Here is a 15654-nt window from a genome sequence, read left to right on the forward strand (position 1 = left end):
TTTTCTCCTTGATTACGTGTTAAATTTCGTAAAGATTTTCTTTGCATTTTTCGTTGTTATTTCCATTACCTCTTCTTCTTTTAAATTTAAAATCTCAGCAATCTTCGTCGCGACTAATCGCGTAAAGGCAGGCTCATTTCTACGCCCCCTAAATGGCTCAGGCGTTAGATACGGCGCATCTGTTTCAAGTAGCAGCCTATCTTGCGGAATTTGGGATAAAATTTGAGCCAAATTTTTTGCGTTCTTAAACGTCAAAACTCCGCCGATACCAAAGTAAAATTCGCCCATTTTAGCAAGCTCTAATAGCAAAGGCGAAGCGTTGTAGCAGTGTAAAACCGCTCCGACTAGCCTGCTTGCATACTCTTTTAGGATATTAAAACTATCTTCGTTTGCATCTCTAATATGCAAAATAACCGGCAAATTTAACTCTATCGCCATATCAAGTTGCGCTTTAAATACGCGCTTTTGTTCCGCTTTTTCAAGCTCTTTTTCGTTTTCGTCTTTGGGCAATCGGAAGTAATCAAGCCCGCACTCGCCCACAGCAACGCATTTTTCGTCTTTTGCAAATTTATAAAGTACGTCCTTATCAAATCCATCCTTATCATACGGATGAACTCCGACGGCAAAAAATACATTTTCAAATGCGCGGGTTATTTTAGCCGCTTTTGGTAAATCATTAATATCAGCCCCCGGTATCAGCACTCCGCCGACGCCGTTTTCTCGGGCATTTGCGATAACTTTTACCAGATCGTTATCAAAGCTTTCATCGTCCAAATGACAGTGAGTGTCTATTATCATCAGGCTATTTCTACCCTATTTCGCCCGTTTTCTTTTGCTCTATAAAGAGCCTCGTCGGCAAGCTCCAAAAGCTCATCTAACTTATAATCGCTCCTACTAAAAGCCACTCCGATAGAAACGGTGAAATTTATCTGCTCCTTTTTCAGCTGAACATTACAGCTTGCGATGTTTGCCCTTAAATTTACGAAAAATTTAACCGCCTCTTCGTTTGAGACGTTTTTTAGCACGATGCAAAATTCTTCACCGCCAAATCTTGCTATCAAATCGCCATTTTTGGTCTCGTCGATTAGTTTTTTAGCTAGCGTTTTTAGCACCCTGTCGCCGCTATCGTGGCCGCAGGCGTCATTTATCTCTTTAAAGTGATCGATATCTAGCATCGCCACCGCATAAGGCTCGGCGCGCTCTTCGGCGTAAGCTACGTATTCGTTCATGTCGTCATAAAAATATCTTCTATTATAAACGCCGGTTAGGAAGTCTTTATTGGCAAAATCTGCGATTTGATTTATATTTTCCATCGCTTCGATTAGATTATTTACCCTACAGATAAGCTCCTCTTTTACAAAAGGTTTTGCAATAAAATCATTCGCACCGTTTTTCAAAAATATCGCGCCGTTTACGTTTTCGCTCGGACTCGTCATCATTAAAACGCCGATTTGATTTTTATCACCCACAGCCCTTATCTCTTTTAGTACCTCAAGGCCGTCTTTTACCGGCATCCTGTAGTCGCAAACGACAAGCCTAATATCTGGATTATCGGCAAAATAGCTCATAGCCTCCTCGCCGTGAGCGGCGGTAAATACATGAAACTGAAGGCTAGTTAGGATTTTTTTAAGACTATTTCTAAAAGGAGCCGAGTCCTCAACGATCATTACTTTATATTGCCTATTTTTGCTTAGGCGATTTATGATCTGAAATATATAATTTATATCGTCCATATTGCCTTTATAGACGTAGTCTACGATGTCTTTATGGATAAAGCTCTCTCTGGTAGCATCGTCTATGCTACCAGTTAGTACGATACTAGGTAGACCCTTTGATATGACGTAATCCACGATTTCGCCGTTTGGAGCGTCGGGTAAATTTAGATCAAGTAGCGCGATAAAATAATCTTTTGAATTATTCAAAAACGCTTGCGCTTCAGCCATAGTGTGCGCCACGTCGATATCCATCTCGACCTTATCTTCCATCTTTTTGGCGATCAGCTTTGCCAGAGCTTTGTTGTCTTCTACTATTAAAATTTTATTTTTTTCCATATATTCCCATTTTAAAATTTTTGCAAATATACCATTACTTTTCTTTTTTCAACCTAAATTTTAAGCCAAACTTAAACAACCAAAAGTTGACGGGCAAAATTTATCGCCTCGTCGGTTATATGTTCGCCGCTTATCATTCTGGCTAGTTCATTTACGCGTTCTTCGCCTTTTAGCTCTCTTACGATCGAGGTTTCGCCGTGTTTTTCTACTAGAAAATGCGAATCGGCCTTAGAGCTTAGTTGCGGCTGATGCGAGATAGCGAAAATTTGATAAAATTTGGCCAAATTTAGCAGTACGTTTGCGATACTCATCGCCTCTTTTCCGCTTAGATTCGCGTCTATTTCATCTAATATTATGACGCCCTCGCCGCCTCCGGTGATCTTGCTTTCGCTCGCGATAAAAGCCAGCCTTAATCGGTTTAGCTCGCCCGAGCTTAGATTTTTTAGCGCCGTCTCGTTTAAGCTCAAATTTACCTCGTCCCTACCTGCGGCGTCTAGGGTTTTGCTATTTATCTTTAATGAAATCTCGCTCATATAAAGCTCTTTTAGAAAAGAATTTATGAGCACTTCAAGCTCCTTTAAATTTGCCGCGCGAGCCTGGCTGATTTTATCCGCCAGCGCGTTTATCGCAGTTTCGTTTTGTTTAAATTTACGCTCCAGCTCGCTCTTTTCAAAGCTTATATTTTCGTATCTTGCTAGCTCTGCCTTGCGCGTTTTTAGCGTCGCCAGAGCCTCCTCCTCGCCGCCATAGCGACGCACGAGCGAGTTTATCGCCTCGATGCGGTCTAGTACGCCCTCGATATCCACGTCTTCCAGCTCATCCATGTTTAGATTTTCGCGCGCTACTCGCAGTTCATTCATCGCTTCTTCAAAAAAGCTACTATCGACGTCGCTGATGTTTAGCGCGTCTACTACGGATTGCTCGAAATTAAAAATTTGCTCCGCCCTATTCCATGCTTCTAAAATTTTATCCTTTTTGCTTAGGCGCTTTTTTAGCTCCATTAGCTCGTCAAATTCGCCGATTTTCGGACTCACGCTTTCTATTTTATTGATTTCAAAGGAGGCGAATTCTTTTAGCTCCTCCACTCTTTTTTCTTCGTCGATTATTTTTTTCAGCTCGCGCGAGATTTGGCTAAATTCCTCAAATTTGAACCTAAATTCGCCGAGCTTTTCGTTAAATTTAGCGTCTTTTTTCGCCTGCAAAGCATCTAGTAAATTTAAAAATCTCTCGTTTTCAAATTCGTTTATTTCTTTTGCAGATAGGTATTTTACGTGCTCTTTGGCGATGCTGGCGAGATTTTTTTTAGAAACGGCTTGCGAGTTTATAAAATACCGCGTCGTTTTGTCGCGAAATAGCTTAAAGGTATTTATCTCCTCGCTCTCAAGACCAAATTCCTCAAGGTCAAATTTATGCGAGACATCGGCCTCGATCAACTTTGCTTCGCTGTCCTTTAGTCCCAAAACCGCCATTATCGAGCCCATCAGGACCGATTTGCCAGCACCGCTCACGCCCGTAAAGACGCTAAGCCCGCGCCCGAAATTTAACTCGACGTTTTCAAAACTCAAATTTTGCTTTATCAAAATCCGCTCAATCATTATAACCCCAATGCAGCTTTTCTTTTAAAATTTGAAAATAATCTCTCCCGACGTGGCGGATTAGCCGCGCCGTATTCGCGCTCAGCGTCATGCTCACGCTCTCAAGCTCGCCCATTTTGTACCGCTCCTGCCCGTCGATAACCAGCACCGCCGCGCTAGCGGTTTTAAATTTGATCTCAAATCCGCGCGGAAGCACCACCGGACGCTGCGTGAGCGAATGCGAGCAAACTGGCGTAACCAAAAACACCTCGCTTAGAGGATATGTTATCGCTCCGCCCGCGCTCATGTTGTATCCGGTTGATCCAACGGGCGTAGAGACGATGACGCCGTCGCCAAAATACGCGTTAAAGTATTTTTCGTTCCAAAAAGCCTCCACGTGCGTCATGGAGCCAACCTTTTCGCCCACGATCACCGCGTCGTTAAATGCTATCTTGTGTAAAATTTCGCCGCTTTTTTTGTGCAAAAAACATCAAGCATAAAAGGGGTCTCGACCTCAAATTTGCCATCAAAAAACTCGGCGAAAAACTTCTCGCATTCATTCATCGTGATGTCAGTCAAAAATCCAAGCCTACCCGCGTGTATGCCTAGCACAAATGGTGCAATCTCGGCCACGTTTCTACAAATCGAGATGATCGTGCCGTCGCCTCCTAGCGAGATCAAAAAATCGCACTCCGTAGCTAGCTCGCGCACATCAAACCCTTGTAAATTTGAGCCTTCTTTTAAATTTAAATGTTTGGCCGCCGCATTTTCAAACAAAATTTGAACGCCGTACCTAGCCAAAATCTCGCGCAGGATTCGCACGTTTTTAACTAAATTTGCATTGATTTTTGCGACTAGGCCGACTTTTTTTACCTTAGCCGGAAGTAATAAATTCTCTTTTTTCATAGAGTGGATTTTATCACATTTTGTTTTAAAAAAGCTGGGAAAAAGCAAATTTCTAGTATAATGGGCGCGTTAAAAATAGCAAAAGGAGTGAAAATGCGTAGCCATTACTGCACTGATTTAAGCAGTGCCGACATAGGCAAAGAAGTTACGCTTTGCGGTTGGGTAAATACCTACCGCGACCACGGCGGCGTTATATTTTTAGACCTGCGCGATCGCACGGGGCTGATTCAGATCGTCTGCGATCCGGCAGATAGCAAGAGCTCTCACGAGGCCGCGTCGCACGTTCGCGACGAGTACGTACTAAGGATAAAAGGCAAGGTCCGCGCTCGCGGCGAAGGCCTGGTAAATCCGCGCCTAAAAACGGGCGAGATCGAAGTAGTCGCAAACGAAGTGATCGTCGAAAACCCGAGCGAGCCGCTACCTTTCGTCATCGGCGACGAGAGCGTAAACGAGGACATCAGGCTAAAATACAGATTTTTAGACCTTAGAAACGAGAAACTTCAAAATATCTTTAAAATGCGCTCAAAAGCGGCGATCGCGGCTAGAAACAGCCTAGATAAAATGGGCTTTATCGAGTTTGAAACGCCGATTTTAACCCGCGCGACGCCGGAGGGCGCAAGAGACTATCTAGTGCCTAGCCGCGTATATCCGGGACAGTTTTACGCCCTGCCGCAAAGCCCGCAGCTTTTTAAACAGCTTTTGATGTGCTCGGGCTTTGATAAATATTTCCAGATCGCAAAATGTTTCCGCGACGAGGACTTGCGCGCCGATAGACAGCCTGAATTTACGCAGATAGATATCGAGATGAGCTTCATCGAGCAAGAAGATATCCTAAATATGGCTGAAAATATGCTAAAAGACGTATTTGCCGCCTGCGGATACGATATCCAAATACCTTTCCGCCGCATGAGCTACAAAGAGGCTACCGAGAGCTACGGTAGCGATAAACCCGACTTGCGCTACGATCTAAAGATGATCGACGTTATCGACATTTTCGCGCGCTCTAGCAATGAAATCTTTAGCAAAATCGCAACCGAACCTAAGAAAAACCGCGTCAAAGCGCTAAAAGTACCAAACGGCGATAATATCTTTAGCAAGCGCGAGATGAATAGATTTGAGGAGTTCGTCCGCAAATTCGGCGCTCAGGGCCTTGGCTACTTCCAGATGAAAGAGGACGGGCTAAAAGGACCGCTTTGCAAATTTTTCGAGCAGAGCGACCTCGACGAGATCGTCGCTCGCTGCGAGCTAAAAGTCGGCGACGTCGTATTTTTCGGCGCCGGCAAGAAAAAAGTCGTGCTTGATTATATGGGACGATTTAGGATTTTCCTCGCCGAGCAAATGGGTATCATAGACCAAAACAAAATGGAGTTTTTATGGGTGCTTGACTTCCCGATGTTTGAGCAAAACGACGACGGCAGCTACTCAGCTATGCACCATCCGTTTACCATGCCTAAAAATATCGACGAGCCGGATCTCGAGGATATCCTATCGGTTGCTCACGACGTCGTGCTTAACGGCTATGAGCTTGGCGGCGGCAGCGTGAGAATACACAAAAACGACGTTCAGCAAAAGGTATTTAAGTTGCTAGGTATCGACGAGGCCGAGCAGCGCGAGAAATTTGGCTTCTTGCTTGACGCGTTAAGCTTTGGCGCGCCTCCGCACGGCGGTATCGCGATCGGCTTTGACAGGCTAAATATGCTAGTAAACAAAACCAGCTCGATCCGCGACGTTATCGCCTTCCCTAAAACCCAGCGCGCTCAGTGCCCGCTAACGAAAGCGCCAAGCGAAGCTAGCGCGGAGCAGTTGAGGGAGCTGGGGCTAAGGCTGCGAGAAAAAGAAAAATAAGTATGAAGCGTCGTCTCGCCGCGCTATACGTCGTTGGTTTTAAAATTTTACGCTCCGCAGGCTACATGCCTAGCGTGCGCTTAAATTTTAAAACCGCCTTGTCTAGCTTGGCGATACTTCCGCTATAAATTTAGCTAATTTTATTTTTTATTAAAGAAAAGGCGAAGTATCTTGCGATGAATTTAAATGTCGCGAAGAAATTTCGTCGCTTCTGTTTGTAGTTGCGACCACAGGAAAGCAAAGTATTAAATACTTTCGCTTTGAAATTTAATAGTAAAAATGTAGGCGAAGTATTTTTCGCTTAGACGAGGCGGATTTTAATTTTTAAGCGTAGATAGAACATATAGTTCATCGAGCTTAAAAATTAAAATCGAGCGAAGTATAAGCAGAAAAAGACAAGCCGTTTTAAAGGAAATTTTATGAAAAAACTATTTTTAATCATCGGCGCTCCAGGCTCCGGCAAAACCACCGACGCATCGCTAATCGCGCAAGAGGACGCCAAATTTGCGCACTTCTCAACAGGTGATCTGCTCCGCGCAGAGGTTGCCAGCGGCTCAGAGCTTGGCAAACTAATCGACGGATTCATCTCAAAGGGTAACCTAGTCCCGCTTGACGTCGTCGTAAACGCGATCGTCTCAGCGATTAAAAGCTCGGACAAATCAAACGTCATCATCGACGGTTACCCGCGCAGCATCGAGCAGATGACCGAGCTAGACAAGGTTCTAGCCGCGCAAAACGAGATCGCGTTAAAAGGCGTGATCGAAGTGGACGTTAGCGAAGCCGTCGCACGCGAGAGAGTACTCGGACGAGCGCGCGGAGCCGACGACAACAACGAGGTTTTCAACAACCGCATGAAGGTTTATCTAGAGCCGATCGAGGCGATACGTAAATTTTACAAAGAAAAAGGCCTACTTCACGTCGTAAACGGCGAGCGTGCGATCGAGCCTATCGTAGCCGACGTCAAAGCTCTCGTAAATAGCCTATAAACATTAAATTTAGAGCCTCAAACCAGGCTCTAAATTTAAGCTTCCCATAAATACAAATTAACAAATAATTCACGAAATATCATTAAAATCCGCACTATGATTTCACGAAAATCACATAAAATTTTAAAGGATACGTAATGTTTAAGAAAATAGTTTTATCAGCAACCCTTGCTAGCGCGATGTTTGCAGCAGGCGGATTTACTGGTTCAAGCGCGCAAAACTCAACAAATCAAGGCGGCTTCGTCGGTAAAGGCGCCATGAGCGCAAGCACTGTAAAACAAGCCCTAGCGCTACCAGATGACGCTCGCGTAGTGCTTGAAGGCAAGATCGTCTCCGAGTTTCGCCCTGAGCACTACCAGTTCGTCGATAGAAACGGCGACGCGATCGAAATCGAGATCGACCACAAGGATTGGAGAGGCGTAACCGTCGATGAAAACACGCCCGTGCGCATCTACGGTGAGGTCGATAAGGACTTTATGAAAACCTCTATCGACGTAAAAACTATCGAAATAATCAAATAATTTTAGGGCGGTTCGCCGCCTTAAATTTTCCCCAAATTTTAGTCCCCCCCCAAAAAAAATCTACAAATTTTACTTTTTAGCATCAAATTTACCGCCGTAATGCCGGTCAAATTTTGGCCTGCCCCGATTCTCGTTTTACTCCAAATTTAGCCGAGATTTTATATAATCTCTTATTCAAATTTCAAGGCAAGTATCTCAAAGCGTTTTGCTATAAAACGCCGCGTGATAGGAGCTTTACAAAGGATAAAAATGGACGTTTCAAAAATCAAAGCAGGCTCAAACCCGGACAAAATCAACGCCGTGATCGAGATCCCGTACGGCTCGAACATAAAATACGAAATCGACAAAGATAGCGGCGCGGTCGTAGTCGATCGCGTGCTCTACTCGGCGATGTTCTACCCGGCAAACTACGGCTTCGTGCCAAACACTCTCGCAGCAGACGGCGATCCTGCCGACATCTTGGTGCTAAACGAATACCCTCTGCAAGCAGGTAGCGTGATCCCGTGCCGCCTCATCGGCGTGCTCGTGATGGAGGATGAAGCAGGTATGGACGAGAAGCTACTGGCCGTACCGGTTACCAAGATCGACCCGCGATTTGACGCGATCAAAAGCTACAAAGACCTGCCTGAGGCCACTTTAAATAAGATCAAAAATTTCTTTGAAACTTATAAAATTTTAGAGCCTAACAAATGGGTCAAAGTTAAAGAATTTAAAGACGCGAATGCCGCAAAAGAGATCCTAGACGCGGCGATCAAAAACTACAAATAATAAGCCATCTTGGCTTGTCGGCCGCCGCCTTGTTAAACCTAAACAAGCGGCGGCCAAATTTAAACTCACGCAAAAATCAAAAGGATAAAAATGGATATACTAAAGCTACTTTTGGGCAACTCCGGCGGTATGTTAGATGCGATGTCGCAAAAAAGCGGACTGGGCACAAACGACGTAGAGGCCGTGATTTCTAAGATCGCGCCGATTTTCATGCAAAGAGCCAACGAGAATTTTAAATCAGATTCAGATTCGTCAAATTTCCTAGAGATGATCCGCCGCTCAAACCTTGACGAGATGACTGGCACCCCGCAAAATATCAACGTCGCCGAAGGCAACGAGCTACTAGGCGTACTAACGGGATCTAAAGAAAACAGCAGGGCTCTAGCTAGCGACATAGGCTCGCAGCTAGGCATCAGCGCAGACTCTATAAAGACTCTGCTACCGATGATCGCGCCGATGATCGCGGGCATGCTAAACAATCAACTCAAAGCATCAAATTTGCAAGACTCCGCGGACAACGGCTCCATGATGTCGATGCTTACGCAGTTTTTGGATCAGAACAAAGACGGCTCGATCGTAGATGATATTTTTAGGATCGCAGGCGACTTTTTCGGTAAAAAATAGGCGAATTTCGCCTATTTTAGCCGTTGTGCTTTTTCGTTTCACCAAATTACAGCTTTTGACGGTTCGCTAAAAACTGCTACTTTTGTACCATATCGCGTAAATTTATTCCACTCTTAACATTTTTGATATACGCCTGCAAACGGCACTCATGCTACTTTAACTAGAACGGCTAAATTTATAAAAAATAAAATTTGATCAGTACCAGCCGCTGCCTCAAATTTATGCCGAATTTGATGCAAAATTAAACAACGTAAAATCAAACTTTAAAATCCAACTTTATGCCTACTTTAGCCCTTTTTTGAGTTTCCTAACGAGAAATCTCGCCAAATGAAGCTCGTCAAAAAGCGATTTTTCTATACAAAGCGGACGGTCAAAAATAAGGTCGCAGATGAGCTCGGCGCCGAGCACGGCCGTACAAAGCCCGCGCGAGCCGTGAGCGGTGCTAACGTAGACGTTTGGCACGTATTTTGGACGCGGATTAGACTTACCTTTCGTCCAAAGCAGCGACTTGTAGGTATCTTTATAAAAATCCTCGTCGTAAAGCCGCCCGATGAGCGGAAAACGGTCGCCGCTATAGCTGCGGTAGCCCACTTTCGAGCCGATTATTCGGACGTTTTGCGGAGTTTTTATCGTGTTGTTTGAGAGATTTTCGGATGCAGTCAAATTTGATGCATCTTGCGTCTGCGCCGAATCATCAGTAGTCTCGGCACGCAAATCCACACTTTTACTTAAATTTATCGCTTCCAAACGATCCGCATTTTCAGCGTCACACTCTGGGCCGATAGTCAAATTTAGCTCCCGCACGCCGTTTAAATTTAGCCGCTCGTTTTCTACAAATTTACCGCTCAAAAACTCGGCAACGTCAGCTAAATTTTTCTCATCATCGCTAGAACGCGGCTCGTCTAAAAAAAGATTTCTATCGTAAGTCGCGCCGATAACCTGCACGCCTTGGGCAGGCGGGCAAACGTAGCCTTTGGCGCTAAAAGGCGCAGGCGTCCAAACGGCAGGCGCGATATGCGTGACCTGGCCGCGCACGGAGCTAAGCCTGATGTCGTAGTCCGTAAAAAGCTCCATGCTCTCGCTACCGACAGCAAGCAAGAGTACGTCGGCGTCGATGATTTCCCCATCCTTAAAATGAGCCCTAACAGCGCCGCTCTCAAGAGTCTCAAAGCCCGTAAATTCGCAGTTTAATAGCGTTTTTATGCCTGCGCTTGCCGCTTTGCACATCTTTCTGGGGCGAGCTTTGGCGCCATTAAAAATAAACGCGCTAGCGTAAGGCTCGTCATCAAATTTTAGCTCAAAAACGCCGTTGTCCGCGTCAAATTCGTGCCACTCGTAAAAGCGCTCTAGCGTCTTTTGCTCGTATGCGTAGTCTGTCGCACCGCAAAACTCTATCTCCTGGGCGCCGAGGTTTTGTTCATAAAAGCGCGCTGCCTGCAAAAACGCGTTCATATGCATTCGGCCTAAATTTACGGTTGGTTTCGTGATGAGCGGCATCAAAATCCCGCAGTAATTTCCAGAGCCGTTTAGTGCGATATCGCCACGCTTTTCGGCGATCGTTACATCTAGGCCGCGCTCGCGCAACTTAAACGCGCAAACGCAGCCAGCCACGCCGCCGCCGATAACTAGCGCCGTCTTTGGAGCGGTCGTGGCAGCGGGATCAAATCTGCTAAACCAAATTTCACCCTCAGCTTGCCGTTCACCCGTAAATTTGGCACGTAGCATCTCGCGCTTTTTGCCGTAACCTTTTAGCGAATTTACCTCAAAACCGCTATTTTGCAAGGCTCTTTTTAACGCACCCGAAGCCGAGTATGTGCAAACGCTAGCACCCAATGCACATAAATTTGCGATTTTACCGCAAACCCGCTCGCTCCACATAGCTTCGTTTTTAGCGGGAGCAAAGCCGTCCATAAAAACGGTATCTGCTTTAAAACTAAGCTCATCCAAAACCTCGGCCACGTCACCAAAACACAAGGTAAGCGTGACGTTTGGAGCCAAATTTAGCCTATGAAATCCGCGAATAAGAGGCGGGTAGGCACCCAAAAGCTCACCCGAAATATCCGCGAGCTCGCTAAAATTCGCATAAATTTTAGCCAGATCCTCTTTGGCGATCGGAGTTTTTTCGATACTGACGAAATTTAAAAATTTATCCGAGTTTTTAAATCTTTTAAAAGCGCAGAGAAAATTTAACCCTGTGCCAAATCCAGCCTCAAGCACGTTAAATTCGCTCTTTTTCTCCCAAATTTCGTCAAAAACGGAGTTAAAAACGTACTCGCTCTGGCCGGCAGGGTCGTCTGCGTTAAAGTAAATGTCGTCAAATTCGGGACTAAAAGGGATACCGCCCTTTAAAACGACTTGCGCGCTTTTCATTGCTGGTTTGAAAAATAGACGTCTATACCGTCTGCGAGCCCCTTAGCTAGGGCATCTTGGTATTTTGAGTTATTTATGAGCTCGCCCTCGCCCGGGTGAGTGATGTAGCCGACCTCAAGCAGAACCGCAGGCATCAGCGCACCCACTAGTACCCAAAACGGCGCCTCGCGAACGCCGCCGTCGGAGGCCTTTGAGCTAACTGATTTTGCTCGCGCTAAAACTTCGCGTTGAACGTCGATGGCGAGCTTGTTTGAGGCGATGATTTTCTCGCGGTTGAGGAAATTTAAAAAAGTCTGCTTAGAAAAATAGTTCATCTCCTCGATGTCGGATTTATTTTCCAGGGCAGCGGCGTTTTTGCTACGCTCAGAACGAGCCGGCGAGAGGAAAAACGTCTCTATGCCGCGCATAGTCGCTGCCTTGGTTTTGCTCGGCGCGGCATTTGCGTGGATGGAGATAAAGAGGTCCGCAGCCTTGTCGTTGGCGTATTTCGTGCGGTCGCGAAGGTTGATAAATTTATCCTTACTACGTGTGTAATACACCTTGTAGCCGCGTCCTTGCAGCTCTTTGCCTGCCTTTTGGGCGATACTTAGCACGATATTTTTTTCTTTTAGCGATCCGTTTATGGCGCCTGGATCGTCGCCTCCGTGTCCTGCGTCAAGGACGACAACCTTGCCTTTAGCGCTTGTGATTTTTTTAGTGCTTGTCGTTTTTACGGGCGCCAGCACGACCTCTTGCTCATCCTTTTCGGTGGTGCTTTGGGTACTTTTAGCATTCGTCTTGGTCTGTGCGGCAACTTTTTCTTGCTTTTGCTGAGCGAGCTTTTGATTTTGAGCTTGGTGTTGAGTTGCTTTTTGCTGCTGTATTTGAGTTATTTCAGATTTCGAATTTGCAGCGATTTTGGGGAGCTCTTGCTTGATAGACGGTTGATAATTTTTTTGTTTACTGTTTTGACTCGTTAAATTTTGGCTTTGCGTGGGCTTAGCCTTTGAGAAAATTAAAGACTGATTATCGACTCTGAGTTTTAAATTTGGTTCAAATTGACTTACGAATACCACCCTAACGGTTTTTTCGTCAAACTGACTTATGCGGATCTCATCCACCAAGTAGTTCTTAAATCTTTGCAGTTTTCCGCCACTCCAAATTCCTTTAAATTCATAAATCGTTTTATAAGAACCTTTTTGATTAAGGTCGGTTTTTTTAATATCATTGCCGTTTAGCTGGCGGTTAAATTTTAGCTCGAAATTCCCGTCGTTATCAGATACTTCTAGAAGCTGCAAAGTTTGATTTTTGACGGTTTTAGTATTTTGAACGGCCAATGGAGCGGAGGAAAGTTGACTTAGCTTTACTTCTTTTTGCTTCGGCTCTTGTTTTTGTTGTTCTTTTTTGACCTGCTTTATTTCTTGTTTTGGTTTTTCTTCGCTTGGCTTTGCAGACTGCGGTATGCTCGCGAGCTCTTTTTCATACGGTTTGGTATCTAGCCCTAGGGCTTTTGAGCTTTTTATTAGTCTAGTTAGGCTTTGGACTCTTAAATTTACGTTATTTTCCATTATGGATTTTACGTAAAGAGTCCTTAGCTCTTGATGCATTGCGATCTTTTCTTTATTGGTTGCGCTATCAAAATTTTTATCGAATTTATCTAAACTCGATAAAGCGCTTGCGCAAACCGCGCTATTCAAAAAAAATAGAAGTATTAAAAATAATTTAACTATCTTCGCCATTTATCAGTTTTTCAAATAGTTCTTTCACGCTTATTATCTCGTTTAGCTTGTAGCCGTTTGCGCCCGTGAAAAACAGCCCCGTCTCCTTGCGCCCCTCAAAGGCGTCATAAAGGCGGTCTGCGATACAGTATCCTACCTCTTTGGCCTCTTTGCCGCGCTGGCACGGACTTACGCAGTTGCTTACGCAGCTGATTTTTGGTCCTTGGCGTTTGTCGACTAGATTTATTAAATTTGTTCTAACGCCTCGTGCGGGGTAGCCTACCGGGCTTTTGATTAGCTCTATGTCCTCTTTTTTAGCCGCAAGGAGTACATCTTTAAACTCTTCGCTAGCGTCGCACTCGTGCGTACCGATAAAGCGAGTACCCATCTGCACGCCATTTGCCCCTAGCGAAATCGCTTTTTCGATGTCGTTTTTATCCCAAATGCCGCCCGCGGCAAATAATGGGAAATCGCCCCACTGCTTTATCTCTTCGCTAACTGGAGTTATCAAATTTTCCAGGCTGTACGCAGGATCTATGCACTGCTCGTAGGTAAATCCCTGGTGCCCGCCGCTAAGAGGCCCCTCGAGTACCACGCCGTCTGGAAGCCTACCGTAGCGCCCCTGCCAGCGTTTGCAGATGATTTTTAGCGCCTTTGCCGAGGATACTATAGGAACCAAAGCCACGTCCGGGTAGTCTACTGTAAATTCAGGCAAATTCGTCGGTAGCCCCGCGCCCGTGATGATTACATTTATACCGTGATCGCAGGCGTCTTTTACGATACGCTCGTAGTCGTTGCTGGCGTACAAAATATTGACCCCAAGAGGCCTATCGCCGCAAATTTTACGCGCATTGTCGATGACGGCTTTTAGCCCCTCTCGCGAGTAGAAATTTCCGCTACCGTAGGGCTTGGCGTTTAGCTCTTTGGTGATGTATTTTCGTCCTTCGTAGTAGCCCGTCCCAACAGAGCTTATGACGCCTAGGCCGCCTTCTAGGCTGACGTTTCCGGCGAGCCTATCCCAACTGATACCAAGTCCCATTCCGCCTTGGATTATCGGGTATTTTATATCGTATTTTCCGATTTTTACGGGTTGCATCAGGTTACCTTTAGTTTTGCAAATTTACGCTTGCCTACTTGCAAGACGTATTCGCCGGCACCCAACTGAAGCTGCTCGTCGGCGATCTTTTCTTGATTTAGGCTCACGGCGTTTGCCGCAATATCTCGGCGCGCCTGAGAGCTGCTAGCGCAGAGCCCGCAGTGAGTGAGCGCCTGCACGATCCAAACGGGAGCTGAGAGCTCAAACTCGTCCATCTCGGTCGGGATCAAATTTTGCGAATGCACGCGGTCAAATTCGGCCTTCGCCTCTTTCGCCGCCGCTTCGCCGTTATATCTAGCCGTGATTTCTAGCGCAAGAGCCTCTTTTACGGCTTTTGGGTGAGCCTTGCCGCTAGCTACGTCCGCTTTTAAATTTGCGATTTCTTCCGCACTTTTGTCGCTTAGTAGCTCGTACCAGCGCCACATCAGCTCGTCGCTCACGCTTAAAACCTTAGCAAACATATCGTTTGGCTCATCGGTCACGCCGATGTAGTTGCCCAAGCTCTTGCTCATTTTATTTACGCCGTCTAGCCCCTCTAAAAGCGGCATCATGATGACGGCTTGTTCTTTGCCGACGTTGTAAACTCGCTGCAAGGTTCGCCCCATTAAAAGGTTAAATTTCTGATCCGTGCCGCCCATCTCGATATCGCACTTCATCGCGACGCTATCGTAGCCCTGAAGGAGCGGATATAAAAATTCGCTAATCGAGATCGAGGCGCCGCTTTTGTATCTTTTCTCAAAATCATCGCGCTCAAGCATCCTGGCCACCGCAAAGGTGCTAGTTAGCTCCACGATGCCCGCAGCTCCCAGCTCGTTTAGCCACTTGGAGTTAAACATTATCTTTGTTTTTTGCGGATCTAAGATTTTAAAAACTTGCTCCTCGTAGGTTTTGGCGTTTGCCGCCACGGTCTCGCGGTCTAGTTTTTTACGCGTCTGGCTTTTGCCGCTAGGATCGCCGATTTGTCCCGTGAAATCGCCTATCAAAAACTGCACTATCGCTCCATGCTTTTGCAAAAGAGCCATCTTTTGAAGCACTACGGTGTGACCTAGGTGTAGATCGGGAGCCGTCGGGTCAAAGCCTGCTTTAACGTAGAAATTTTCGCCCTTTTCGTAGTAGTTTTTTACTAAATTTTCGACACGCTCCTCATCGATCATCTCGGCGACGCCCTTTTTTATATCACTCATTATTTTGCTCAAATTTTCGCCCATTTTCTCTC

At 45.7% G+C, this 15654-nt stretch carries 13 protein-coding genes and 1 pseudogene; 6 read left to right on the forward strand and 8 right to left on the reverse strand.

Features of this window, described 5'->3' with window-relative positions:
- Positions 1–12: 12 nt before the first annotated feature.
- The 4 genes and pseudogenes from EE116_RS09435 to EE116_RS09450 all read right to left on the reverse strand — a co-directional run bounded on the left by EE116_RS09435 (position 13) and on the right by EE116_RS09450 (position 4531).
- Positions 13–798: a TatD family hydrolase gene (locus EE116_RS09435; protein WP_122874198.1), complete on the reverse strand. Its 786-nt coding sequence runs from the start codon at positions 796–798 to the stop codon at positions 13–15.
- Positions 798–2051, reverse strand: coding sequence for a diguanylate cyclase (locus EE116_RS09440; RefSeq protein WP_122874199.1), 1254 nt, complete (start codon positions 2049–2051; stop codon positions 798–800). Before EE116_RS09440 ends, EE116_RS09435 begins: the two co-directional genes overlap by 1 nt.
- Before the next feature lie 71 nt (positions 2052–2122).
- Positions 2123–3646 (reverse strand): AAA family ATPase, encoded by a 1524-nt coding sequence (locus EE116_RS09445; protein WP_122874200.1) that lies wholly within the window; start codon positions 3644–3646, stop codon positions 2123–2125.
- Positions 3639–4531, reverse strand: a pseudogene (locus EE116_RS09450) (NAD(+) kinase). Before EE116_RS09450 ends, EE116_RS09445 begins: the two are co-directional and overlap by 8 nt.
- Before the next feature lie 93 nt (positions 4532–4624).
- Between EE116_RS09450 and aspS the strand changes: the two are divergent.
- From aspS to EE116_RS09475, 6 genes are all read left to right on the forward strand, one after another.
- Positions 4625–6376, forward strand: a complete 1752-nt coding sequence (gene aspS / locus EE116_RS09455; protein ID WP_122874201.1) for an aspartate--tRNA ligase — start codon at positions 4625–4627, stop codon at positions 6374–6376.
- A gap of 2 nt (positions 6377–6378) precedes the next feature.
- Positions 6379–6504: a hypothetical protein gene (locus EE116_RS13070; protein ID WP_277418950.1), complete on the forward strand. Its 126-nt coding sequence runs from the start codon at positions 6379–6381 to the stop codon at positions 6502–6504.
- A gap of 291 nt (positions 6505–6795) precedes the next feature.
- Complete coding sequence (locus tag EE116_RS09460) at positions 6796–7362, forward strand: adenylate kinase (RefSeq protein ID WP_122874202.1); 567 nt, start codon at positions 6796–6798, stop codon at positions 7360–7362.
- Positions 7363–7499: 137 nt separating this feature from the next.
- Positions 7500–7883 (forward strand): YgiW/YdeI family stress tolerance OB fold protein, encoded by a 384-nt coding sequence (locus EE116_RS09465; RefSeq protein WP_122874203.1) that lies wholly within the window; start codon positions 7500–7502, stop codon positions 7881–7883.
- A 249-nt stretch (positions 7884–8132) separates the two neighbouring features.
- Entirely contained in the window at positions 8133–8651 is a 519-nt protein-coding gene (gene ppa / locus EE116_RS09470) for an inorganic diphosphatase (protein WP_002948463.1), read from the forward strand.
- Positions 8652–8741: 90 nt separating this feature from the next.
- Positions 8742–9275: a DUF937 domain-containing protein gene (locus tag EE116_RS09475; RefSeq protein WP_122874204.1), complete on the forward strand. Its 534-nt coding sequence runs from the start codon at positions 8742–8744 to the stop codon at positions 9273–9275.
- Between the two features lie 282 nt (positions 9276–9557).
- Here EE116_RS09475 and mnmC read toward each other — a convergent pair whose 3' ends face one another.
- The 4 genes from mnmC to tyrS are packed head-to-tail and all read right to left on the reverse strand — an operon-like array spanning position 9558 to position 15646.
- Entirely contained in the window at positions 9558–11645 is a 2088-nt protein-coding gene (gene mnmC, locus EE116_RS09480; protein ID WP_122874205.1) for a bifunctional tRNA (5-methylaminomethyl-2-thiouridine)(34)-methyltransferase MnmC2/FAD-dependent 5-carboxymethylaminomethyl-2-thiouridine(34) oxidoreductase MnmC1, read from the reverse strand.
- Entirely contained in the window at positions 11642–13363 is a 1722-nt protein-coding gene (locus EE116_RS09485; RefSeq protein WP_122874206.1) for an N-acetylmuramoyl-L-alanine amidase family protein, read from the reverse strand. The genes mnmC and EE116_RS09485 overlap by 4 nt, the downstream gene beginning before the upstream one ends.
- Positions 13347–14438 (reverse strand): nitronate monooxygenase, encoded by a 1092-nt coding sequence (locus EE116_RS09490; protein WP_122874207.1) that lies wholly within the window; start codon positions 14436–14438, stop codon positions 13347–13349. Before EE116_RS09490 ends, EE116_RS09485 begins: the two co-directional genes overlap by 17 nt.
- On the reverse strand, positions 14438–15646 hold the full coding sequence (gene tyrS / locus EE116_RS09495; RefSeq protein WP_122874208.1) for a tyrosine--tRNA ligase: 1209 nt from the start codon (positions 15644–15646) through the stop codon (positions 14438–14440). Before tyrS ends, EE116_RS09490 begins: the two co-directional genes overlap by 1 nt.
- Between the last annotated feature and the right edge of the window lie 8 nt (positions 15647–15654).

The sequence above is a fragment of the Campylobacter showae genome, from assembly GCF_900573985.1.
Taxonomy (GTDB): Bacteria; Campylobacterota; Campylobacteria; order Campylobacterales; family Campylobacteraceae; genus Campylobacter_A; species Campylobacter_A showae_E.